General features: G+C 59.1%; 19 protein-coding genes. 8 read left to right on the top strand and 11 right to left on the bottom strand.

What is annotated here, in order from left to right; translation table 11 throughout:
* Nucleotides 1–13: 13 nt before the first annotated feature.
* From M1136_00830 to M1136_00815, 4 genes are all read left to right on the top strand, one after another.
* Nucleotides 14–745, top strand: a complete 732-nt coding sequence (locus M1136_00830; protein MCL5074186.1) for a protein jag — start codon at nucleotides 14–16, stop codon at nucleotides 743–745.
* A gap of 20 nt (nucleotides 746–765) precedes the next feature.
* Complete coding sequence (locus tag M1136_00825) at nucleotides 766–1,698, top strand: PfkB family carbohydrate kinase (protein ID MCL5074185.1); 933 nt, start codon at nucleotides 766–768, stop codon at nucleotides 1,696–1,698.
* A gap of 235 nt (nucleotides 1,699–1,933) precedes the next feature.
* Nucleotides 1,934–2,722, top strand: a complete 789-nt coding sequence (locus tag M1136_00820) for an AAA family ATPase (GenBank protein MCL5074184.1) — start codon at nucleotides 1,934–1,936, stop codon at nucleotides 2,720–2,722.
* Between the two features lie 312 nt (nucleotides 2,723–3,034).
* A complete protein-coding gene (locus M1136_00815) occupies nucleotides 3,035–3,895 on the top strand; it encodes a ParB/RepB/Spo0J family partition protein (GenBank protein ID MCL5074183.1) in 861 nt (286 codons plus the stop codon).
* A gap of 185 nt (nucleotides 3,896–4,080) precedes the next feature.
* Here the strand turns inward: M1136_00815 and M1136_00810 are convergent, their stop codons facing one another.
* The 7 genes from M1136_00810 to M1136_00780 all read right to left on the bottom strand — a co-directional run bounded on the left by M1136_00810 (nucleotide 4,081) and on the right by M1136_00780 (nucleotide 10,900).
* Nucleotides 4,081–5,082: an HD domain-containing protein gene (locus tag M1136_00810; protein ID MCL5074182.1), complete on the bottom strand. Its 1,002-nt coding sequence runs from the start codon at nucleotides 5,080–5,082 to the stop codon at nucleotides 4,081–4,083.
* 532 nt (nucleotides 5,083–5,614) lie between these two features.
* Complete coding sequence (locus M1136_00805) at nucleotides 5,615–5,998, bottom strand: response regulator (protein MCL5074181.1); 384 nt, start codon at nucleotides 5,996–5,998, stop codon at nucleotides 5,615–5,617.
* 413 nt (nucleotides 5,999–6,411) lie between these two features.
* Entirely contained in the window at nucleotides 6,412–6,675 is a 264-nt protein-coding gene (locus tag M1136_00800; GenBank protein ID MCL5074180.1) for an Os1348 family NHLP clan protein, read from the bottom strand.
* A 47-nt stretch (nucleotides 6,676–6,722) separates the two neighbouring features.
* Nucleotides 6,723–6,884: a hypothetical protein gene (locus M1136_00795; GenBank protein MCL5074179.1), complete on the bottom strand. Its 162-nt coding sequence runs from the start codon at nucleotides 6,882–6,884 to the stop codon at nucleotides 6,723–6,725.
* A complete protein-coding gene (locus tag M1136_00790; protein ID MCL5074178.1) occupies nucleotides 6,865–7,488 on the bottom strand; it encodes a DUF5317 domain-containing protein in 624 nt (207 codons plus the stop codon). The genes M1136_00795 and M1136_00790 overlap by 20 nt, the downstream gene beginning before the upstream one ends.
* A 393-nt stretch (nucleotides 7,489–7,881) precedes the next feature.
* On the bottom strand, nucleotides 7,882–9,837 hold the full coding sequence (locus M1136_00785) for a hypothetical protein (GenBank protein ID MCL5074177.1): 1,956 nt from the start codon (nucleotides 9,835–9,837) through the stop codon (nucleotides 7,882–7,884).
* A gap of 19 nt (nucleotides 9,838–9,856) precedes the next feature.
* Nucleotides 9,857–10,900, bottom strand: coding sequence for a hypothetical protein (locus M1136_00780; GenBank protein MCL5074176.1), 1,044 nt, complete (start codon nucleotides 10,898–10,900; stop codon nucleotides 9,857–9,859).
* Nucleotides 10,901–11,425: 525 nt separating this feature from the next.
* Here M1136_00780 and M1136_00775 point away from each other — a divergent pair.
* The 3 genes from M1136_00775 (at nucleotide 11,426) to M1136_00765 (ending at nucleotide 17,479) form a co-directional block, all read left to right on the top strand.
* Entirely contained in the window at nucleotides 11,426–14,629 is a 3,204-nt protein-coding gene (locus M1136_00775) for a tetratricopeptide repeat protein (protein ID MCL5074175.1), read from the top strand.
* A 73-nt stretch (nucleotides 14,630–14,702) separates the two neighbouring features.
* Nucleotides 14,703–16,094: a trypsin-like peptidase domain-containing protein gene (locus M1136_00770; GenBank protein MCL5074174.1), complete on the top strand. Its 1,392-nt coding sequence runs from the start codon at nucleotides 14,703–14,705 to the stop codon at nucleotides 16,092–16,094.
* An 11-nt stretch (nucleotides 16,095–16,105) separates the two neighbouring features.
* On the top strand, nucleotides 16,106–17,479 hold the full coding sequence (locus M1136_00765; GenBank protein MCL5074173.1) for a DUF2851 family protein: 1,374 nt from the start codon (nucleotides 16,106–16,108) through the stop codon (nucleotides 17,477–17,479).
* Between the two features lie 45 nt (nucleotides 17,480–17,524).
* Here the strand turns inward: M1136_00765 and ftsH are convergent, their stop codons facing one another.
* On the bottom strand, nucleotides 17,525–19,411 hold the full coding sequence (ftsH, locus tag M1136_00760; protein MCL5074172.1) for an ATP-dependent zinc metalloprotease FtsH: 1,887 nt from the start codon (nucleotides 19,409–19,411) through the stop codon (nucleotides 17,525–17,527).
* A gap of 263 nt (nucleotides 19,412–19,674) precedes the next feature.
* On the opposite strand from ftsH, the gene M1136_00755 reads away from it, so the two are divergent.
* The gene (locus tag M1136_00755; protein MCL5074171.1) at nucleotides 19,675–20,265 is read left to right on the top strand and encodes a hypothetical protein; all 591 of its coding nucleotides are present in this window, start codon (nucleotides 19,675–19,677) and stop codon (nucleotides 20,263–20,265) included.
* On the opposite strand, the gene nadD is transcribed toward M1136_00755, so the two are convergent.
* From nadD to dnaA, 3 genes are all read right to left on the bottom strand, one after another.
* Entirely contained in the window at nucleotides 20,262–20,876 is a 615-nt protein-coding gene (nadD, locus tag M1136_00750; GenBank protein ID MCL5074170.1) for a nicotinate-nucleotide adenylyltransferase, read from the bottom strand. The two genes, M1136_00755 and nadD, sit on opposite strands and share 4 nt — an antisense overlap.
* Nucleotides 20,867–22,114 carry a GTPase ObgE gene (gene obgE, locus M1136_00745; GenBank protein ID MCL5074169.1) on the bottom strand — a complete coding sequence of 416 codons (1,248 nt, stop codon included), beginning with the start codon at nucleotides 22,112–22,114 and terminating at the stop codon, nucleotides 20,867–20,869. Before obgE ends, nadD begins: the two co-directional genes overlap by 10 nt.
* A 493-nt stretch (nucleotides 22,115–22,607) precedes the next feature.
* Nucleotides 22,608–24,041, bottom strand: a complete 1,434-nt coding sequence (dnaA, locus tag M1136_00740; GenBank protein ID MCL5074168.1) for a chromosomal replication initiator protein DnaA — start codon at nucleotides 24,039–24,041, stop codon at nucleotides 22,608–22,610.
* Between the last annotated feature and the right edge of the window lie 309 nt (nucleotides 24,042–24,350).

Genomic DNA, 24,350 nt, shown 5'->3' with positions numbered 1-24,350 from the left:
TAAGGAGGACCCCGTGGAAAGTTTGGAAGTCAGCGCCAAAACCGTCAAAGAAGCCATCGCCCAGGCCCTGGCCCAGCTGGGCAAAACGAGGGATGAAGTTGAGATATCCATCCTCTCCGAAGGAAGCCGAGGCATCCTGGGCATCGGCGGTGAGGACGCCCGCATCTTGGTTTCGCCTCGCCCGCAGCTGGCCGCCACCAAGGGTACCACTGAAATAGCCGAGGCAGCTAAACAGGTGGTGGAGGATCTGCTCCGCTTCATGCACGTTGCGGCCGAAGTAACCATTCGGGAGGCAGCCCCAAACAACGCCGAGGAGACGCCCCCCGTGACCCTGGATGTGAACGGCGCCGATCTGGGCATCCTTATCGGGCGCCGCGGTGAGACATTGAGCGCCTTGCAGTTTATCACCAATCTTATCGTCGGTAAACGACAGCAGCGCTGGACCAGGATCATCGTTGATGTGGAGGATTACCGCGGCCGACGGGAACGATTGTTACAAGGACTGGCCATCCGTATGGCCGAGAAGGCCGTAGCCACCGGGCAAGCGGTGGCTCTGGAGGCGATGTCCGCCTACGAGAGGCGCATCGTCCACCTCGCCCTGCACGACTATCCTCACGTGACAACCCAAAGTAGCGGACAGGGGGAGGAACGCAAGGTCATCATCTTGCCTAAGAGCAAGCCCTCCGTGGCAGCGCGAGGGGGGATCAAAAGCGATAGGACTGTCCTTCCCCCTGAGGGGGTATAACCATCGACTGCCCCGACTTTTTGGTCATCGGGCACATAACTAAAGACCTGCTCAATGATGACTATACGCTGGGCGGGACAGTGACCTATGCCGGATTGACCGCTCAACGGCTCGGACAGCGAGTGGGGATCGTCACCAGCGCTGGGCCGGATGTGAACCTGCAGGCCGCCCTGCCAGGAATAGCGATTGTCAACCGACCGGCGCCCGTCACGACAGTCTTTCATAATACCTACGGCGGAGGCCGCAGGGAGCAACGCCTTTTGAGTCGCGCCCAACCGATCGGCAGCGAGGATATCCTACCCGCATGGCGCCAGGCGAGGGTGGTTCACCTGGGACCAGTGGCCCAAGAGCTCACCCCAGAGATCGTCGAGCTCTTCCCCAGCTCCCTCATCGGAGTGACCGCCCAGGGCTGGTTGCGCGGCTGGGACAAAGAGGGACGCGTCTTTCCCACCGCATGGAGGGAGGCGGAAAGGGTATTGCCTCACGTCCAGGTCCTCTTCATTAGCGAGGACGACATCGGCAGGGATAAGCGCCTCATTCAGGCTTACCTGCCTCTGGTCCAGATACTGGTCGTCACCGCCGGGCGTTCAGGCGCTATTGTTTATTATCGAGGGGAGCGCCGTCGCCTCCCCACCTTCGTGACGCGAGAGGTAGACCCCACGGGGGCTGGCGACGCTTTCGCTGCGGCCTATCTGATCGCCCTCACTCAGGGCAACGATCCTTTCCAGGCCGCCCGCTTCGCCAACTGCGTGGCCAGCTTTGTGGTAGAACAAAAGGGTCCGGCCGGTATACCAACCTTAGCTCAGGTCAGGGCCCGCCTGGAAGAGGCTAAACAGATGGAGGGGGCTCCGCCCAAATCTTCCCCTTCTCCCAAGGGAACAAGGGGAGATCAACGAGGTGGACGCAGCCCACTACCTTTTGAGTCCGCCGAAGGCGGACGCCCTAGCCTTTAATCCCCCCTTCTCCCGCCGGGGAATCAAGGAGGTAGGGGCACGGGAACCGTGCCCTCATTAAATGGACGAGGGCGAGGGGTACGGGCGAGGTGACCTCGCCCCTACGCCCTTACAGTTTTCGGTGATCACAACCCAGAAGGGGGTTCCCCCTCCTTGTCCGCCTAAGGCGGACGCCCCAACTATTTCTCCCCCCTTCTCCCAGCGGGAGAAGGGGGGTAGGGGGATGAGGGCCAACTTGACTAGAATCTACGCCGTTGCCAACCAAAAGGGCGGTGTCGGCAAGACGACCACGGCCATCAATCTCGGCGCCTATCTGGCCGCTGCTGGGCGCAGGGTCCTCCTGGTGGACCTGGACCCTCAAGCCAACGCCACCAGCGGGCTTGGCTTTGACAAGACCGCCGTCTCTCCCTCCATCTACGAGGCCCTCCTGGGCCAGGTCGGACTGGAGTCCGTGATCGCCTTGACCAACCGCCTTGGGCTTGACCTTGCCCCTGCCGCCATCCCCCTGGCCGGGGCTGAGGTGGAGATGGTGGGGCTCCTGGCCCGCGAACAACGCCTCCACCGTGCCCTCCTCCCCATCCTGCCCCGCTACAGTTACATTCTGGTCGATTGCCCTCCTTCCCTTGGGCTGTTGACGATCAACTCACTGACCGCTGCCGAGGGGGTCATCATTCCTATCCAATGCGAATATCTCGCCCTGGAAGGCGTCGGACAGCTGGTGCATACGATTAATCTCATTAGGGACAACCTCAACCCTCGCCTCCACATCGTCGGCCTGCTCATGACGATGTACGACGCCCGTACCAACCTCTCTCAGCAGGTGGTGGAGGAGGTCTGTCGCCACTTCCCCCACCTGATCTTTAGGACGATCGTCCCCCGTAGCGTACGCCTCTCTGAGGCACCTAGCTACGGGCAGAGCATCCTCGATTATGATCCGACGTCCAAAGGAGCCTTGGCCTACCGGGCCTTGACCGAAGAGATTCTCGCCAGAGAGAAGGAGGTTGTTCGACCACAGGAGTTCTAAGAGAAGCGGGAAAGACGCGCCTGGGTAGTGCCCTGATCTCGTCTTTCGGGGGAGCCCAGGAGCAATCGCTCTCCCGGGAACCCGCCTGCTGTAGGCGTACCCATCTGGGGCAGGCAGAAGCTCAGGGCTCCACCCAAACCTGCTCCTTCTCCCAAGAGAACAAGGGGGAGGACAAACAGGGGGGCGCAGCCCACCACCCTGGGAGGGTCCTAGGGCTCCGCCCTAGACTCTATTCCCCCCTTCTCCCGCTTTGCGGGAGAAGGGGGGTAGGGGGGATGAGGGCACCAACAAAAACTATAGGAGGTGATGAGCATGAGCACACCTAAAGGGGGACTGGGTAAGGGTCTGGGGGCCCTCATCCCTCTGGCCACCCCCACCGTGACCGAGGTGAACGTCCAACACATCGGGCCCAACCCACATCAGCCACGCCAGATAACGACCAAGCAGGATTTAGAGGAGCTAGCCGCCTCGCTCCGGCAGCATGGACTGTTGCAGCCACTGGTAGTCACTCAGACGAGTGGGGAGACGGGCGAGGTTCGCTACCAGCTGATTGCTGGCGAGCGCCGCTGGCTGGCCGCCCAGCTGGCCGGTCTAACCAAGGTGCCAGTGATCATCAAGGAGGCCACCCCCCAAGAGTCCCTGCAGATGGCCCTGGTCGAGAACATCCAGCGAGCCGATCTGAACCCCCTGGAGGAGGCAGCCGCCTACTACCAGCTCAGCGAAGAGTTCGGGCTCACCCAGGAGGAGATCGCCACCAAGGTGGGGAAAAAGCGGACGAGTGTCGCTAATACCCTTCGCCTCCTTCATCTGCCCATAGAAGCGAAGGAGGCCATCTTGGCCGAACGAATCAGCGAGGGGCACGCCCGCGCCCTCCTGGGGCTGACCGACCCGGAGCAACAACGGCTCGTTCTCAGGCTGATCGAGGAGAAAGGACTCTCCGTGCGCCAGACGGAGGAATTGGTCCGCCGCTTGACCAGGGGTGGAGGCCGCCGCACAACGGTCCGCCCCCCCGAGACGCTGGCCCTGGAGGACGAGCTGCGTCGTGCCCTGGGGACTAAAGTAAGCCTCTTCCGCAGTCGCAAGGGAGGCAAGCTGGTCATTCACTTCTACTCCGAGGAGGAGCTCCAGAGCATATACGAGCGCCTCGTCGACGACCCATCACGAAACCGCTAGGGGGATACCCTCACCAGGGAGGACGCTTATTTTCACGTGAAACATAGGGGGCTGGAGAAATCTCTCCCTGCGGAGGGCTTCTCCCCTATGGCGCGCTTGGCCAGGTGCGAGGCATTGCGGCTCACTTCGTTCGCCGCAATGCCCGTGTTATTAGGCGAACTTCTGGAAATCAGAGGCGGGCTGTTCTACCCGATACTGCCAGAGTAAAAGAGTTCTAAAAATATCTCGCCCCATCGAGGATCAAATTGCCTTCCTAAGTTATTCCTGATCTCTTTCGCGGCCTCCTCAGCACTCTTTGGCGGACGATAAGGCCTGGCCGACGTCATCGCATCGTAACTGTCTGCCAGCGCCAGTATTCTGGACCCCACCGGTATCCCCTCTCCCCCTAGACTGGCTGGATAGCCCTTTCCATCGTATCTTTCATGATGATGGGCGATCACCTTAGCCACAGGCTTAAGTTTCTCGATCGGCGCCAGTATCCGCTCTCCGATAAGGGGGTGAGCCTTTATATGCTCGAATTCCTCGTCGGCTAGTCTTGCTGGTTTGTTGAGTATCATCTCCCGAATACCCACCTTGCCTATATCGTGAAGTTTGCCCGCTAAGCCTACCTCGTTGGCTTCTGGCGAAACTCCCCATATGTGCTCAGCCATCTTTACGGCTATATCACTGACGCGCAAGGAGTGCCCCTGCGTGTAACGGTCTTTAGCCTCAAGGGCTTTCACCAGACTGGCCATCGAAGCTATAAACAGGTCTTGTAGCTTCCCCGATAGTTCAGCCACCTTCTCCTCCAGGTTTTGCAGGTGCAGCGCCCTTTCTTCTTCCAGTCGGCGTTTATCTGTGATGTCTCTGGAGACCACCACTGAACCAATATAATTGCTTGCCGCATCCCTAACCGGAGCATAGGTGTTTTCGTAATACCTGCCCTGCTCTTTATCTATAACCATCCTGGTGAAAGCCCTTGTTTCTTGCCTCCTTAAGAATTGTAAGGCCCGCCCGACCCTTTCATGGGATTTTTCCGGGTGGCACAATACCACATTGCGTCCAGTTATTTGAGTCGCTGAAATACGCCTGATCTCCTCAGCCGCCCTGTTTACAAAAATGATCTCGTCACTGTCATCAACGACGACCACGCCTTCAGGCAGCTGCTCTAATACTGCCTTAAATATCTCGAGATTATTTGTGGCCATATATGTTCACCTCCGGCCATTGGTTAGGCGCTGGCCCAGGGGTCGGACTCAGCCCAGGCGGCAGCACTGCCACCGCTGGGAGTGGCTCTGCTGGCAGGTTATCCGCCGGCTGCGGAGAGGGCTCATCAGCACCTCCTCCATCGAACCCCCACTCCCACCGCTGCCCACCGCGATCCGTATACCTGATAGGGGTGCTGATCGCCCCGAAAGAGCCCAAAAGGTTGATGTCCTCTTGTTGGCCCTCATCCCCCTGCCCCCTTCTCCCAGCGGGAGAAGGGGGGATAGGTAAGCTAGGACATCCGCCGAAGGCGGATATCCGCCTTCGGCGCACCAGAAGGGGGGTTGCCCCCCTTCTGGACTACCCCCTGCTCCGGCGGGAGAGGGGGAACAAAGGCTTGGGGATACCCCTAATCCGCGGGAGAAGGGTGGATTGGATATGGGCCGCATCTCCAGACCATCCCACTAGTGGGGCTGCGCCCCACCCTGAACCTTGCCACAGCACATCTCCACCCCCGCGGGACAAAGGCTGCGCTCAGCCAGCGTTTCTCTGCTGTTGCTCTTCCTCACCCTCCAGCAACGCGTAGACCCTCTGGAGCAACGCCAGGGGACTGAAGGGCTTAACCAGGCGACCATTCGTCCCATAGCCCGCCTCATCGCCATCCCGGCTGGAAAACAGAATAACCTTTATCCCCGGGATGTTCTTCTTCAAGAGACGACAAACCTCCCCTCCGCTTAAGACAGGTAGCTCCTCCTCCAACAGGGCCAGATGGGGCTTCTCACACAAGCCCACCCGCAGAGCCTCCTCCCCATCCCCAGCGTAGAAGAGCTGGAAGTCATCCTCGCCCAGCGTAAAGCCCAGTAGCTGGCGAATGGCCAAATTGGCATCACCAATCAAAACCCTCTTCTTAATGAACACCACCCCCCTACCTCGACCGCTACATATCTCAAACCCAACAATGGATCATCCCTTCTACATAATAGATGCCTAACCTCAGCAGCGAACACTCAGGAGAGCTCCCGCTTATAACCCTCCCTTTAGAGGGGGCTTCCCCCTAGACCTCCCCCAGCGGGAGAAGGGGATCTGGCTATAGGCTGCATCCCCGGACCATCCCAGTTGACCCTCACCCCTTGCTCCCTCTCCCATCCGCCGAAGGCGGACACTCCCCATCCTCCTTCGGCGGGCTTCCAGTCCAGCGGGAGAAGGGGAAGAAAGGTCGTGTCCCACAGTCCATCCCAGCTGTGGGGCTGTGCCCCCCTTGGAACCCCCATCGTTCGACGGTCTCCCTTCCCTCTGGAGGGAGCTTCCCTCCAGAGGGAAGGACTCGCCCCTTAACCAGCCAGGCGCAGGGCCCGATAGTCGATCCCCGACCACCTCGCCCGCCGCAGCGGCGGGGAGGACGTGGTGAGCCAATCGTGCAGCTGGGCGGCGAACTGCTCCAGGCTATTGGCCCTGATGGAGGCCACCACCCCGAACTCCTCCTCAGTCAGGTCGAACCCACCAATGACCCCCTCCGCATCCTCCAGTAGCGCATCGCGGAACTGTCGATCGACGATGGCCGTACCAACGACCGCCTGTAGGCCATAGTAAGACATGCTGCCTCCTCATCGTCAGATTAGAGCCCCCTTAAGGGGGCTCATCTTCAGTCGGTCTCACCGCAGGACAAACCAACCCCTTCGGCCAGGGATACCATCCCCGCCGTGTCCGAGTCGCCCTCCGGCGAGCTCTGTACGTGGATAGGCAGGACCTCTGACTGAATTATGGCCGCTCCTGGCCGTCGGTAATCAGGTGGCTCCCTGCTCACCCCGTCGGCGGCAGCGTCCTGAGGCTCGCTTCAACCAGGCCAGCGGCGAAGAGCCACCCTGCAAGAAGACGAAGAGCCCCACCCACAGGATGAGGTCGCCCGGGCTATAGGCCCTGGAGGAAAGGATCAGGATGTCCGACAGGAACCACAACCTGGTCTGCTCCCTCAGGAGCACAATGCCCTTCGAGCCGCCCACCAGCAGCCCTACTTCGCTGGGATAGACCCGCTCCAGATGTCCAATCTGGGTCACCACCTCTGGAGTGATGGGCATAAAACCACCGTTGGCCAGCATCACCGCCAGGTTCAAGCCCAGTCCCAGAGCGATAAGCCCCATCCCCCCAAGATGGCGATTGCGCCAGAGCACCAGCAGCAAGAGGACAGAAGAAGCGCTGAAGATGAGCGCCCGTAGCTTGGCTACGCCCCCTGCCCCCAGGACGATGGGAAAGGTCAAACCGGCGGCCGGCAGCCCGTAGACCCCATAGGCCTGGATGGCCAGGGCCAGCAGGACAAGCCACCCCAGCGCAATGCGCAGGGACAGCAGACACCGCAGCCCCCCATGCCAGAGGGAAACGAGGAGCCCTACGACCACAACGGCCAGGAGCATCTCTCCTTACCCATCCAACCCGATCGCCACTGCCCCTCTCAGCCGATTATGGCCCCGGCCAATCGTTCGGCGCACCGCTGGCCAAAACCAACGCCACCAGCACCAACAGCAAATACCCCACCTGCCAATAGACCTCGCGCACCTTCCGCATCGCCTTCCTCCATATCGTTTAGTAGGGCGAAATTCTCCACCCTCCGTTTTATATTGTAAAGGCTATCTCTGAACAAACTCTGAACAAATTCTGAACAAACTCTCGCCAAACCAGTTCCAGACGCGCCTTCGCCCCATTTTGCAGGGAAGATTCAGCCGAACGAGGCTGTGAGGCGGGTGGGGCGCATGCGCCCCACCCGCCTCACAGCTATCCCCATTGGTTAACCCCAGCAATTTATCACCCTAAGGATTGCTCTCATCCACCCTAGGGATAGGCACCGTGTAACTGCGCCCCCGATCCCCCTGCGTACCCCCATCCTCAATATTGACCACTACTGCCAGCCGAGCCCCATCATTGTTCCAGATGTACGCCGACCCATCAAAGCCATCCGGCAGATTCCCATTGTTCGGCAGATAGACCAGATGGGACTTAAGCGGCTCTACCACGAACCCCTGCGTCGCCCCAGATACAGCTGTCCCGTCTCCCCAATAATAGGCGATGTACACCGTGGTCGCATAACCCATCAGATTCTGCACCGTGATCGACGACGAGATGCTGTTCGCCCCAGCCCGCTTGAACACCGTCGGGGCATAGAGGATGTTCGCCCCTATCGAGGACCCCTCATAACTCATCGTCAGACTCGTCCCGTTGAACTCATTGACGATAGCGGCCAGCGGCTGGTGCGCTGCCCACTCCGTCGTGGCCACCCCAGCCCCATTGAAACCTCCCGGTAGGTTGCTGTTAGGATTGTACAGCTGCATATCCTTGATGGGAGGAAGGGAAGCCTCATTCGGTTCATCGTAGACAGCACCATCCCCCTCCCGCCGGTATTGAACGTCCACCCAACTCTCCCGACAGCCCATGTTCTGCACCACAAAGGTGGTGCTCCAACCATAGTAGTTGTTCATGATCACTGGCGCCCGCACCGCCCGTCGTCCATCTTCACTGTTGAAACCGTCATACAGCTCAGCGATGGTGGACGGATCTAGCCGCTCGCGAGCCACCACCACAACCTGACGATTGGCATCGCTCTCCCCACTGGCCGTATAGACCACGGCCGACCCATCATAGTTGTCTGGCAAGATGGACCTCTGGTCCCGATTGAGAAAGCCATTGGGCTGGATGAGGAAAGGACCCTCCGTGTACACCTCATTGGTGAGCCGCCGGTAGTACTTGACCCAGACATTGGCCGCCTCCCTCCCAATGTTCATCACACTGAAATCCGTGCTCCAGCCACCCCAGACATTCTTCAGAATCGAAGGGAGAAAGACCTTATCCGAGCCATTGGTTATCCCCGAATACACCGTCGACTCATAGCCAGCTGCACCAGGAACACCTCCATTTACCTCCGCGGTAACAGCGACCGGGTGGTCAGATTTCACAATGGCCACGCACAAATCGGCGCTCGTGTATGCCGCTGCATCCCTGGCCTGAACGCCTCCAGGGGCAACACTGAACGACCCACTTGATCCCAACAGGCTACCCCCACCATCGTAGAATTCGATGACCACACTGGCCGCATTGAAGGCGTCCATGTTCCTGACCCGAATATAAGTATGCCAGCCCCCACCAGCCTTAACGTAGGGAAGATAAGTATAAAGAGCCGAAGCGATGTTGTTATATTGCCGTGCCTCGTAATCGGAAGTGATCTTTCTCCATCCATCTTCCTTATTCAATATCACCCTGGGGGGATTCACAGCCGCCGTCGCCTCATAGAAGATCGGGTACCCCTCTACTGGATGATAGTAGTAAAAGAGAACGACGTGAGACAAAGAAGGATCGGAGACATTCTTCAGATAGATATCACCCCGTTGGGCAGAGAAACGGTCAATCGGGGAGGATACATCGGTTAGCGTATAGGTGCTATACTTTACTGGCAACTCCCAAGCCCGCGAGACGAAGCCGGAGCAATCCACCCCTCCAGTAGCATTGCCGCCGAGCTTGCTCTGAAAGGTACCGATGCTATCGAAGCCACCCCAGTTGTAGCGCACTCCAACCTGAAGTCCCACATCGTTGGCATACCACTCATAGGAGCGGTAATCCTCAGCCGTCCAGATGGCTCGCTCCCGAGGAAGGGCTTCCGGCGCAGAGGCCTCTACGCCTTGCTCTCCAAAGCTCACCGGAAAGGAGGTAGTTACCGACGAGATTACATAAGCCAAAATACAGACAGCAACACAAACAGGTGTCGTGACGTTCATAATGCTACCATTTATCCCCCTACCTCCTCTCCCACTTTTTTATAACTGTTCTGTCCTTCGCCGGGAGGAGCTGATAAATGTCACCCCGCTCATCGACCAGGACAGCTCTCGAGGGAACGGCATAATACCTGTCGTCTATATCCACGTTGTCCAGCAACTTCCCAGCGGGGCTGTACCTCAGCACCCGTTCATCGATATCCCCTCGACCATTCCTGTCTACCTGAACCACGACGTAGATATTCCCAGCAACATCCACATCGAAGCCAGGCGTTGCCGCCACGAAGCCATCCACGGTGAGGTCTAGTCGCAACATCTTCCCATCGGCCAGGACTCTCTCTACATAACCTCCTTTCCCCGTGGCACTCCGCACCAATCTCCCCGTGAAGGTACCCGCTCGATAGAGCAACCCGTCCCGTTTCGTCCTCACCTGCTCATTCGGGGAGAACTCCCGCTGAGCATTCCCAAGGGTGATAACCATATCTGCACCGATCCCTCGGCTCTCGGCCAGCAGGTTAGCGGCGACAAGCCCGATGTGGGATATCTGTATTCGCATAGGGTGCTTATACACCAAGGATGGGGTGCCATCTGGTTCGTATCGCCTTACTGTCCAAAAGTCTGACCCGTCCAGCACATAAAGGGCCCCATCCGAGGCGACAGCCAGGTCACAGCCAAAGATAGACGGCTGGTAAACGACGCTGGACAGGAACGTTCCCTGACCTGCGTACCTGTTGATGCGATGGTTTACTGTATCCAGGATGTACACCTCCCCATCCGGTCTAACAGCGAAACTTTTTGGCCCGGCTGGACCGCCAGGTACCTCCTGGATACCAACCTCGCCAGGAGCAGATCCCCTTGGGGTGACGACCACTTCTCGGGAAATGTAAACTGACGCCCCTACTGTTGGGCTGACAGCCAGCGGCAGAGTTAGTTCCATCCCAGCCGGGGTACTCGACGGTCTGCCCGCATTCACCTGCCCAAAGACCACTACGATGACCAGCACCAGAATGGCTAACCCGCCAACCTCAAGGATACCCCTCAACAGCCTTGAACCATTGATCTTCATCGTTCCACCCCTTTACGCTACAGATGTATCCCTCCACCTTGCCCTACGACCACAACGGCCAGGAGCATCTCTCCTTACCCAGCCAACCCGATCGCCACTGCCCCTCTCAGATTATCCCCCTGGCCAATCGTTCGGCGCACCGCTGGCCAGCACCAACGCTACCAGCACCAACAGCAAATACCCCACCTGCCAATAGACCTCGCGCACCTTCCGCATCGCCTTCCTCCATATCGTTTAATAGGGCGAAACTCTCCACCCTCCGTTTATATTGTAAAGGCTACCTCTGAACAAACTCTGAACAAACCCTCGCCAAACCAGTTCTAAGCGCACCTTCGCCCCATCTTGCAGGGAAAATCCAGCCGAACGAGGATCGGATAGCCCCACCAACCTTGACGCTGGGAAGATGGGTGTAAAGATATGCTATAATTCTTAACTAGATCGTCCCGGAACAGGGTCCGTTTGGCCCAAGATCGCCTGAGCTGGGGGCCGTGGGCGGGTACAGGAAACAAAAAGAGGGGAGCGCCGATGAGTGAGATACCCAGATTCATCACCAAGATCCTGGTGCCGCCACGGCATCCCAACATCCTCCGCCGCCCGCGCCTGATCGATTTTCTCCACCAGTACGGTGACCGTCGTCTGATCATCATCTCTGCGCCAGCCGGCTACGGCAAGACGACCATGCTCATCGATTTTGCCCACGAGGTCGAGCTGCCGGTCTGCTGGTATTCGCTGGAGAGCGCTGATCAAGACCCTAAGGTGTTCCTGGAATACCTCATTGCCTCCCTGGCCCAACGCTTCCCCTCTTTCGGGCAGCGTATGCGCTCCTTCCTGCGCGAGGTCAGTGACGTTTCCCGGGAGATGAATTCGGCCATCGGACTGCTCGTCAGCGAGATACAGACGGCCATCCCCGAATATTTCTTCCTCATTTTAGACGACTACCAGAACGTGGATGCCAGTGAGGAGGTCAACACCGCCCTCGACCTTTTGCTTTATTACCTGCCGGAAAACTGCCACATCATCCTGGCCACCAGGACCCTGCCCAAACTTACCCTCTCCCGTCTGGCGGCCTATCGGCAGGTGGCCGGGTTGGGCATATCCGACCTGCGCTTCACTGCCGAGGAGATCCGTGAGCTATTGAGCCAGAACTACAAGATCATCCTCCCCCCTAAGGCCGCCGAGGAGCTGGCCAGCCATTCGGAGGGGTGGATTACAGGCATCATCCTGACCACGCATAACATGTGGCAAGGGCTGTTCGAGAGCCTGATTCGGGCGAAGGGGGCTGGCGGTCCTATCTTTGATTATCTGGCTGCCGAGGTGTACGCTCGGCAGAGTGAGGAGGTGCGGCAGTTCCTCCTGGGCTCAGCCGTGCTGCCCCAGATGAAGGCGTCGCGTTGCGATGACCTCCTGGGCAGCGCCGATTCCCAGCGCATCCTGGAGTACCTGGAAGAGAATAACCTCTTTATTATCCGCCTGGAGGGCGACTGGTATAGATATCATCACCTTTTCCAGGAGTTCCTGGAGGAGAAGCTGCGCCGTGAGGATGAGGAGCGCTTTGTAAGCTTGCACCTTAAGGCGGCGGGCATGGCCCGGGAAGGGAAGGAGTGGGAACAGGCCGTCCAGCATTACCTGCGGGCGGACCGCCCTGCGGCGGCGGCTGAACTGCTCGCGGCGGTGTCCGAAGAGATGGTCAATGCCGGTAAGTGGGAGACGCTCTTACGTCTGTCTGCCCTCCTGCCCGAGGAGTCCCTCTCCCATTGCCCGCACCTTCTCCTGCAATGGGGCAGAGCCTGCATCTATCGGGACGAGCTGGACACGGCCAATGAGCTTTTCGAGCGGGCCTATGCCTGCTTCGCCGCAGTCGCTGATAAGGTGAATATGGCCAGGTCCCTGGCCCTGAAGAGCTCTGTCCTACTGTCTAAGAGGCAATATGCGGCGTCCATCGCTGAGTGTCAAAAAGCCTTGTCCATGGTGCCTGAGGGAGCGCCAGTGGTGCTGGCCCAGGCGTACAAGAATATGGGCATGAGCCACAGCGCCCTGGGGAGGTTCAGCGAGGGGATAGAGGACCTCAAGCGGTCTCTGGATCTGTACGCCGAGGATGGCGATCTGTTCAATCTGGCGGCGGTGCAGGAGGCCCTGGGCGTGGCCAATGCCCGGCAAGGAGACTTATCTGAGGCCATCGCCTACCATCGTCAGGCCCTGCACTCCTGGGAGAAGCTGGGCAATGCCGGGGCACGGGCATTAGCCCTCAACAATTTGGGCGTGCTTTATCATCATCAGGGGCATCACAGCCGGGCCCAGGCGCTACTGGAAAATGCCCTGACCATAGCCGAGGAGGCTGGCTATCTGCGAGTAGCCGGCCTGGCCCTGTCCAGCCTGGGGGATGTGCAGCGGGACCTGGGCCAGTACCAGGGGGCGCGGCAAACTTATGAGCGGGCCCTGGAGCTGGCCAGGCGGTTAGATGATCCCTTCCTGATCACCTACTGTCTGGATGCCCTGGGCAACACCCACCGCCTGCTTGGCGACTATGCTGAAGCGGAGCAGCTGTTCCAGCAGTCCTGGCAGATAGCTCAGGAACAGGGCTCAGACTACGAGCTGGGCTTGCTCACCATCTCCCTGGGAACGCTTCTTTACGAGCGTGGGGAGAGGCAGGTGGCTATCGAGCGTTTGACTGAGGCGACGGAGCTGCTGGCCCGCAGCGGGGCGAAGCGCGAGCTGGCCCGGGCGCGTTTCCACCTGGCCCAGTCTCTTTTCTTGGATCAGCAGTTGGATGCCTCCATAGAGCAATTGAGGGAGACGCTGGATATGGTTTCGCAGCTGGGTTACGATGCCTTTCTGGTCGCTGAGGGACGGAGGGCAGGGCCCATGTTGCGCTATGCGGCCGCCAGGGGGGTCGATGGGGGGCGTTTGACCTCCCTTTTGCGGAGGATCGAGGCGGGTCAGCCCCCAGCGGCCGAATCGCGGCCGCTAAAGCCACCGCTGGGGGTGGCGCTGAAGACTGTGCCCCGGATAGAGTCCTATGCCTTCGGTGAGGCGAGGGTGTTGTTGAATGGTGAGCTCGTCAATAACTTGCGCTGGAGGATTGAGAGGGCGAAGGAGCTGTTTTTCTTTCTGCTGGCCCATCCGCGCCCTTTGCGGCGGGAGCAGGTGATGGCCGCCCTTTGGCCCGACCTGCGGGAGTCTAAGGGTAGTATCAATTTCCATTCAACGCTGTACCGCCTGCGCCAGGCCCTCTATCCGGGCGTCGTGCTCCTCCAGGAGGGACGTTATCGCCTCGATCCAGAGGGAGACCTCTGGTCTGACGTGGCCGAGTTTGAGTCCTTAATCAACGAGGCGGGGTCGCTGCCCAAGGAGGATGACCGACGGGTGGCCCTTTATGAGCGCGCCTGCGCGCTCTATCGTGGCCCCTATCTGGAGGAGTTCTACTCGGAGTGGTGCTCCACGAGACGGGAGGAGTTGGAGGAGGAATATCTGCGTGCCCTGGCCGAGCTGGCGGCCCATTATGGGTGTAAGGGTGCTTATGAGCAGAGCATCGCCCTCTGTCGGCGGATCCTGGCCGTGGATGACTATCGGGAGGAGGCGCATGCCGACCTGATGCGCTACTATGCCCTGTCTGGGGATCGCCCGGCGGCCTTGCGGCACTATCAGCGCTATGTGCGCTTCTTAGCCAAGGAGCTGAAGACGAGGCCCAGCCCCCCACTCCAGGCCCTTTATGAGGAGCTCCAGCGCTGACCCAAAAAGCAGCATGATGTTTTAAAGGATCGTAAGGTGCCGAAGGAGGGGCTTTTCGTAGAGAGGTAAGGACATGTCCAGAAACAATAGGAAAAGATGCTTCCTCGCCCTCCTGTCCCTAATCGTCGCCTTCGCCCTGCCCGACCCAGCGGCCCAGGCTGAGTACACCACAGCCACACCTCTGGCCGACTACACCATCCCCGGCGGGCACTTCTACACCCAGGCTAGCGGCGCACCCGGCCGTACGGTAGGCTTCAGCCTCACTGATGAGGCCGGCATCCCCTTCTGGAGCGAGTTTCAGCGCCTGGGAGGGGTACCGATCCTCGGCTATCCCGCCTCGCGCCGCTTTCAATGGGATGGCTTCTGGTGCCAGGCTACCCAGAAGGTGATCATGCAATGGCGACCGGAGGCAGGACAGGTCTACTTCATCAACGTTCTCAATCAGCTGAGCCGCGCCGGGCGGGACGACTGGTTGCTCTCGGCCAGAATGACGCCGAAACCAATGGATATGAGCGAGGAGTCCAACCTGACCTGGGCCCAGATCGTGCAGCGCCGTTATGCCCTTCTCGAGCCCTATCCCGCCATTAAGGCCCACTTCTTCAGCACGCCTGATCCGCTGCATATGAACGGCTTGCCCACGGCCCCCGTGGCCGATATGGGCAACGCCTACGTCCTGCGGGCCCAACGCACCATCATTCAACAATGGAAGGTCGCTGTTCCCTGGTCCAAGGCCGGACAGACAACCACAGCCAACGGCGGCGACCTGGCCAAGGAGGCCGGACTTCTCCCCCCAACAGCCATCCTCCCGGAGGAGTCACCACTCCTGATCACCTCCTCTCCGCAACCACAGCCAGACGAGGCTACCACCTCGACCATCCAGAAACTGGTGGCGGACATTCAGCCAGCCGTGGTTAAGGTTATGGCTGAGGGCAGCGGCCGGGGCAGCGGCATCATCCTCGATAAGCGAGGGTGCATCCTGACCAATTACCATGTGATCCAGAATAACCCCAACCCCACCGTAACGCTGGTCGATGGTCGCCGCTTCGACGCCCGCATTATGTACGCCGATCCCTGGACAGACCTGGCCCTGCTCAAGATCGGCGCTGCCGACCTGACCACACTCCCTCTCGGCGACTCAGCAGCGCTCCAGGTGGGGCAGTGGGTAGTAGCCCTGGGCTACACGCCCTCTCTACCCCGCGCCCCCAGTGTATCACTGGGCCGGGTGAGTGCCCTGAACAAAACGGTCATCCTTCCTGAAGGAACTTTACCCTACACCTTTATCCAACACGATGCCCCCATCTACCCCGGTCATAGCGGGGGGCCGCTCCTCAACCTCCAGGGGCAAGTGGTGGGGATCAATACGGCTGTCGTCACGCGTAAGGGGATACCACTGTCGGGGCATAGCCTATCCATCGCCAGCAACGGGGTGCGGCCGATCATCGAACAGCTGTTGGGAAGACCATGATTCCCACCCCCATGGTCAATGAACGACTTATCTGCCACATTTGGCAAGAGCAGCGCCTGGCTAAAGACAATCTCACCACCAGCAGCGGTCGCCCCTTGCAAGTCGTCTACCGCGGGCGGCGTTGCGCCAACCCTGGGCCGGATTTCCGCGATGCCCTGCTCACGCTGGACGGTTGTCACTTGCTCCATGGGGATATCGAGGTTCACGTGCGCTCCTCGGATTGGTACCGACACGGACACCATCACGATGTCCGTTATAACAAGGTCATCCTCCACGTCGTGATGTGGCCCGATGAGATGGAACCAACGCTGCGGGCCGATGGGGAGCCCGTGGCCGTATTGGCCCTGGCCGACCTCATTCCAGTCGAGGACCCGCTCCCCACGATATGGGAGGAACCAAACCCCCATGCCGCCAGGGTTCGCTCCGCGGCTTCCCTCAATGGTGAGGCCGCTGGAGCGGCCGAGGGACAAAGGCTGGGGAGGCTCCTTGAGGAGATGGGCGAGGAGAGAATGCGCCAAAGGGCCGTCGTATGCGAGGCGGAGATGACCGTCTCTGCGGCCGGTCAAGTGCTTTACGAGCGGATCATGGATGCCCTGGGCGACAGTCAAAACACCTCTCCCTTCAGGGAGCTGTCCCGCCTTCTACCCCTTAGCACCGTGGAAACGCTGCTCCGCCAGACCCCTCCCGTGCGGCGGGGTTTGGTGGCCCAGGCCCTTTTCTTAGGAGCAGCGGGCTTCCTGCCCCTCTCCAGCGAGGCCTGCCCAGGTGAGGCCAGCCCCTTATTTGCCGAGATGGTTCAAGAGTGGCAGACGAGGCTTCAGAACTGGGTGGATCAACCGTTGAGCCGCCAGACCTGGCGGATGGCTGGGGTTCGCCCGGCGAACTTTCCCCAGCGCCGCCTTGTCGCCGCGGCCCATCTCTTCGCTCAACACGCAGAGCAGGGGCTGATGGAGACGCTCCTCTCCCTCCTGAAGCAGCCGAACCCCAGGCGAGCTCAAGAGGGGCTAGAAAGGGCGCTGTTGGTCCCAAATGCGGCCACCTCTGGAGACGCTCTTCCTGGCGGGCCCGAGGCGGCCCGCCTCGGGCCCGCCAGGGCCAGGGATATCCTGATCAACACCATCCTCCCTTGGGCCTTCGCCTACGGGCAATTCGCCGCCGATGACGCCCTGACCATCAAAGCCATCGCCCTCTACCGCATCCATCCTAAGTCGGCCCCGAACGCCATCACCCGCTATATGGCCGAGGAGATCCTGGGTTTGACCGGCTCACTGATCAACTCGGCCCGCAGACAACAGGGATTGCTGCATATCTACAAGCAGTGGTGCCGGGCTAAAGCCTGCCCCGCCTGCCCCGTAACCCGAGAAAGGGGGAGTTGCCTTCTCTAACAGCGCGGCCGTGGCGACCTATCCGGACGGCTTCGGCTACAGAGATCAGCTGGCCACCGCCGGCTGATATCCACCTACCCCTTCCTGGGGCAGAGCAAGGAGTCCCCGCAGCTCCTCACCCTCCAGCGTCTCCCGCTGAATGAGCAACTCAGATAAGTGAACAAGATTATCGCGGTGAGTGGTGAGGAGCTCTTCGGCCCGCTGGCGGGCCTCCTCGATCAGGCGGTGGATCTCTTGATCGATCTCGTAGGCCACCTGATCGCTATAATTGCGCTGCTGCGCAATCTCCCGACCAAGAAAGAGCATCTCCTCCCGATGGCCAAAGGCCACGCGGCCGAGCTTCTCACTCATACCATAGCGGCAGACCATGTCCCTGGCCAGATTCGTCGCCCGCTCGATGTCGTTAGCCGCGCCGGTGCTCACTTCACCGAAGATCATCTCCTCGGCGACGGAGCCGGCCAGGGTCCAGCAGAGGGTATCTGTGAATTGCGACTTTGTCCATAACTGGCGATCCTCGGCGGGAAGGAGCCGCGTATAACCCCCCATCAGCCCGCGGGCGACGATGGTCACCTTATGCACAGGATCAGCATGGGGCAGCAAACGGGCCACCAGGGCATGTCCGATCTCATGGTAGGCCGTGATCGCCTTCTCCTTCTCACTAATGAGGCGGCTCTTGCGGGCGGGGCCGGACAAGACCCGATCGATGGCCTCCTCCAGATCCCCCCGCTCGATCTGCCGCGCACCACGGCGAGCAGCCAGAATGGCCGCTTCGTTGATGACATTCTCCAGATCGGCCCCAGAGAAGCCGGATGTCTGCTTGGCCAGCTGCTCCAGGTCAACATCGGCTGCTAGCGGTTTGCCCCGCGCATGTACCTCCAGGATAGCCTTCCGTCCACGCAGGTCTGGGCGATCAAGGATGATCTGGCGATCAAAACGGCCTGGGCGCAGCAGCGCCGGATCAAGTACATCCGGACGATTAGTGGCCGCCATAACGATAACGTTGGTATTCTTATCAAAGCCGTCCATCTCCACCAGTATTTGGTTAAGGGTTTGCTCCCGCTCGTCATGTCCACCACCGAGACCAGCGCCGCGCTGGCGACCAACAGCATCGATCTCATCGACGAAGACTATACAGGGGGCATGCGCTTTAGCCTGCTGGAACAGATCGCGCACCCGTGAGGCGCCCACCCCCACGAACATCTCCACGAACTCTGAGCCGCTGATGTTGAAGAAGGGCACTCCGGCCTCACCAGCCACCGCCCTGGCCAGCAGGGTCTTGCCCGTGCCAGGGGGGCCAACCAGTAATAATCCCTTCGGCATCCGTGCCCCCACGGCCGTGAAGCGCTCCGGATGCTTCAGAAACTCCACTATCTCCCACAACTCCTCCTTGGCCTCCTGTACCCCGGCCACATCGGCAAAGGTGGTATTCTGCAACCCTCCCACAAAGCGGCGGGCACGGCTCTTCCCAAAGGAAAAGGCCTGGTCGGTACTGTCACCCACCTGTCGCCTCGCAAAAAGAAGGAGCAGGAGAACAAGTCCACCCATGAGCAGGACGGGCAACAACATCGCCCCTAATTGTCCGTAGGTGGCCGCGGGCAATAGCCAGCCTCGTCCACCGCTGACCTCGATAGCCGGCATCTGATCCAGAGGAACCCCCGCACGCGTCAGATATTCGAGCAGGGTAAGATGAGGCTCCTTGCGCGAGAGAGCCTTGTCTCCACTCTTATAGTGAACTGTAAGGAAGTTACTATCCTCAGAAGTGGTGATCTTGGCTACCTCACCAGCCTTCACCTTCTCCACGACCGTACTGATAGGAACCTGCCCCTCCGCTGGCGCTGCGACCAGGAGGGGGAAAACAAAGATGAAGAGCAGCAGACCGAGCCCGGCGACGACGAGGGCACTATTTTCCTTAAACCAATTCTTTCCTCTCATAGCCACATTGCCTCCCGGGGCAAAACCCATCTGCCCGGCCCAGCACGTTGCGCCAGTGGCGAATGGCCCTGTCCCTCAGAACGAACCCCAGCTTTCAATGTCTCTCACTATATTATACTATGCAAGATGTATACTAGTACACCATTAGCGAGGGTGTGTCGAACAACGTGGTTCAAGGGGGCGTCCGCCTGTGGCGGACGGGAGAGGGGTCCGGGGGTGAGGGTGGCTCCTGGGGGAAGAATATGCGCTGGAGGAGGTAGACCTTGGCCAAGAGCAAGATCTGGAGGAAACTGTTTCACCTTTGTGGCGGCTCGTTCTTCCCCATCTTCGCCTTCGTCCTTCCCAAAGAGGTGTTGCTTGTCCTGCTCACCCTGGTAACTATCTTATTCCTGGGACTCGACATTGTACGGTTCGCCTTCCTCGACCTAAACCACTGGCTCTTTCGACACCTCGCTCCCCTCTTTAGGGAACGGGAACACTCCCAACTGACCGGCAGCACCTATCTGCTTCTCTCCTCGCTAGCGACATTTCTTCTCTTCGAGAGGGATATCGCCATCGTCGCCCTCCTCTTCCTGGCCGTGGGAGACCCTCTGGCTGCTCTTGTCGGGGAGCAGATGGGGCGAGGAGGCGTATTGGACAAGAGCCTGGAGGGTAGTCTGGCTTATTTTCTTTCCTCTTTGGCTCTCGGCGTTGCCCTGGCCAGGCTGGGGCTGTTTCTGAGCGTGCCGATGGTCTTCGCCGGGGCAGCGGCGGCCGCCCTTATGGAAGTACTGCCCCTCCCTACCAATGATAACCTCACTATCCCCTTGGTCAGTGCCGCGACCATGGCTCTGGTCAGGGCCATAACCACCTAACGATATAGATTATGGGCGTAGATATATTCCTCCACCTCCGGCGGCACCTGATACTTTATCGGCCGTCCTGTGGCAACGCGCTGACGCAAATCAGAAGAGGATATGCTCATCCCTGGGATGGCCAGGATTTGAATGCGTCGACTGGCGCCCGGGAGCCAGGGCTCTAGCGAGGCGACATCAAAGGTCTCGTATCCTGGGCGTGTCAGCACTACCACCCGACACATCTCTATCAGCCGCTGTGGTTCGTGCCAGGTTGGCAGCTCAACCAGGGAGTCCAGCCCAACGAGAAAACAGATCTCCGTCTCTGTCCCCAATTCCTCCTGAAGCAGCCGAACGGTATCCACACTATAATGAGGACCAGGTCGTTCCCAATCCACATATGAGAGCTGAAAGTGAGGGTTAGAGGCGATGGCCAGCGATACCATGGCTAGTCGGTCGGCCGGCGGCGATAGGACCAGTCTCTGTTTATGCGGGGGTTGTGCGGCCGGCACAAACAGGACCTCCTTCAAGGAAAGACCATGCCTTGCCTCCTCAGCCGCGACCAGGTGACCGTAATGGATTGGATCAAAGGTACCGCCGAGCACGCCGATCCTTAGCCCCTTTAAACCCATGTCATCTCCGTTCGCCCAATTATCACCGTATCGCCCGGCTTCACCCCGGCCCGTTCGAGGGCGGCCATTATGCCCATCCTGGCCAACCTTCGTTGCAACAAGGCCACCGCTTCATCGTTTTCCATATCCGTCATGGCGACCAGGCGTTCGACATCCGGCCCCTTCACCCGGAAGCCATCCCCCTCACGTTCGACCCTCCACTCCTTCTCTTGGCGAAGGGGGTGGAAGATCTTAATCTCTTCCGATTCCATCCTGCCGGCACATTCGCCTAACAATTTGACCACCTCACGAAGGACCTCCTCCACGCCCTCACCTGTAAGGGCTGAGATGGCGAAGACGGGCAGGCCATGGGCATACAGCTGTGGCTTGAGGGATGCCCACCTCGCCCGGGACAGTGGAAGATCAACCTTGTTCAGTACCAGAATCTGCGGCTTAGCCAGCAGAGCTGGGTTGAAGAGCCTCAGTTCCTGGTTGACATTTTCCAGGTCGGCCAGGGGATCAGTAGAGGTGCCATCCAAGATATGAATCAGAACCCTGGTCCGCTCGATATGCCGCAGGAAGGTATGTCCCAAGCCAACCCCGCGATGGGCCCCTTCAATCAGACCTGGGATATCAGCCAGGACGAAGCAAGTTTCATCAACGACAGTAACCCCCAGGTTAGGGGATAGGGTAGTGAAGGGATAGTCGGCGATCCTGGGACGAGCGCGACTGACCGCGGACAGGAAGGTTGACTTTCCCACATTGGGATAGCCGATGATTCCCACATCGGCGATGAGCTTAAGCTCCAAAGATAACCATCTCTCCTCACCAGCTTCGCCCTTCTCCGCTAGACGAGGAGCCTGATTCGTACTCGTCGCAAAACGGGCATTCCCCCGTCCACCCCTCCCACCCCTGGCTACAAGGACCTGTTGGCCAGGTTCGACGAGATCAGCTATAATTTCCCCCTCAAGGCGTACCACGGTGCCTGGTGGGACGGGGATGATCAGGTCCTGACCATCAGCACCATGCTTGTTTTGTCCAGATCCATGCCCACCCCGCTGGGCCTTGAAGTGCCGTCGCCGCTGAAACTCCAGCAGGGTATTCAGATGGGCATCAGCCCTAAGATAGACGTGCCCACCCTGACCACCATCACCACCATCTGGTCCGCCGAAGGGCACATATTTCTCGCGGCGAAAGCTGATGGCCCCGTTACCACCATCACCGGCTTTAACATATATTTTGGCTTCGTCAAAAGGCATTATTACTCACCCGATCTATTCTAGCATATCGGTATCTTCTATATTTAGGCCGTAGTCGTAGTATTAGTAGTGCCTTGGAAAAGGTGGAAATGGTGGATTCAGCCTTAGTCAGACGGATAGTCCTGTGGATAAGGACGGGGATACGGTGTGGAAATGTTGTTACTTCATACTGTATAGCGAGTAGGAGCGCTGAGGAAATATGAGCGCGAATTCGAGGGGTTATCCACAAAGGACTGAGGTTATCCACAGGAATCGTGGGGTTATCCACAATCTTATGTTTAGCCTGCCAGCTCCTCATGGCGGCGCCGCCGGGGCGCTAGCTCGAGGGATGGGGCGCTATAGCGCCACTATAGCAGTTTATAAGGGGAGGGCAAGGCTCTGCCTCGAAGAGTCTTCGACCCGGCCTATAATCCCCCCTTCTCCCGCAGGGAGAAGGGGGAAGGGGATGAGGGCCAACGAATCGAAGTGCTAATCTCGCCCTTGGATCAACCTTCTAGCGCCTCTGTGAATGGGCGTAAAGGCGCTCACGAATGGAGAGGACGTCCTTGCGCAGCTGAGTATCAATTTCAATCTCGCGCCGCACCTTCTCATGGCTGTGCAGGACAGTGCTGTGATCACGGCCCCCCAGCTCGCGTCCGATTTCCAGGAGGGAACAAGAGGTCTCCTCGCGCATCAAGTACATGGCTACTTGGCGAGGCAACACGATCTCCTTGCTGCGTCCCTTGCCCCGCAGTGCCCGGGGCTCAATCTGGTAGTACTCAGCCACTGCCTTGATGATCTGCTCTGGCTGGATGATCCCGTGCTTGGGGCTGACCGTCAGGTCATGAAGTGCCTCGCTGGCCACCTTGATCGTGAGGGCACGCTTATGGAGGAGGGAATAAGCGATGATGCGGTTGAGCGTTCCCTCGAGCTCACGATAATTATGCTGGGGGCGATTGGCGATGAACTGTAATACCTCACTGGAGATGGATATCTGTTGTTTCTGGGCCTTGCTTTGCAGGAAGGCCATACGTGTCTCGAAATCAGGGGGCTGAATGTCGGTTATCAGTCCCCATTCGAAACGCGAACGGAGGCGCTCCTCGAGGGTGGCCAGCAATTTGGGTGGGCGATCGCTGGAGATGACGACCTGTTTGTTGGCCTCACGAAGGGCGTTGAAGGTATGGAAGAACTCCTCCTGGGTGCTTTCTTTGCCGGCGATGAACTGGATATCGTCGATGAGCAAGACGTCGGCCCGACGGTATTGACGGCGGAAGTCGTCGGTACTGCGCTCGCGAATAGCCGTGATGAGGTCGTTAGTGAACTGTTCAGAGGTGACGTAGACCACCCTTAACCCTTTAGGGAGGGTGACGTGGGCGATGGCGTGGAGAAGGTGGGTCTTCCCCAGTCCAACGCCCCCATAGATGAAGAGGGGGTTATAGGCCCGAGCCGGGTGATTGGCCACCTTAATGCAGGCGGCGTGGGCCAGGCTGTTGCACTTACCGATGATAAACTCACTGAAGGTATAATCGGGATTAGGTGTCCAACCTCCATCCTGAGGGGGCGGCTCGGGTAGTGGTAGGGAATCCCGCTTTGTTCTGGAGGAGTGACGCGGGGGCGGAACCTCATCCTGCTCCAGTACCAGGGTTGGAGCGACCTCCTCTTGGGGTAAGAGTGAGGACTGAAGGCTTCTTGTTCTCGGCTTGGGCTGGGCAACGACGATCTTGAGATCAACAGTTTGCCCAATGATGGAGGTTAGAGTGCGCTTTATCTTTGAAAGGAAGCGGCTTTCCAGCCACTCTTTGGCGAAGGAGTTGGGAGCGCCGATGATGAAGAGCCCATCCTCATGGGAGACCACGCTTGTGTTTTTCAACCACGTCTCGTAGTTCGCCTTACTTACCTGGAGTTGTAATTCGCCGAGGACAGCCTGCCAGATTTGTTTGGCATTCATGGGTGCTTCTCTTCTCATTATTCGGGCAGTACATAAGGAGCTGACAATGGCCGATGTGGCAGAACTATAGCATTTATCCCTTCGTCCGTCAAGTATTTTGGGGCTGGTTTTTTTGGGGAAGATTAATTTCGGATATTGCCGGGGAAGCGCTGAGGGGAAACCCCTCGGCCGGACTGTTGCTGGCAGAGGTTTTCGGGCTTCGCTGTAGCCCATAATCCCCCCTTCTCCCACAGGACTGGAAGTCCGCCGAAGACGGACACTCCCCATTACGAAAGTCCCTGGTGACGATGAACACTGGACAAGAAAGGG

This window comes from Chloroflexota bacterium (assembly GCA_023475225.1).
Lineage (GTDB): Bacteria > Chloroflexota > UBA6077 > FW602-bin22 > JAMCVK01 > JAMCVK01.
The sequence above is the reverse complement of the archived record's forward strand: the minus strand, read 5'-3'. Positions and strand labels throughout refer to the sequence as shown.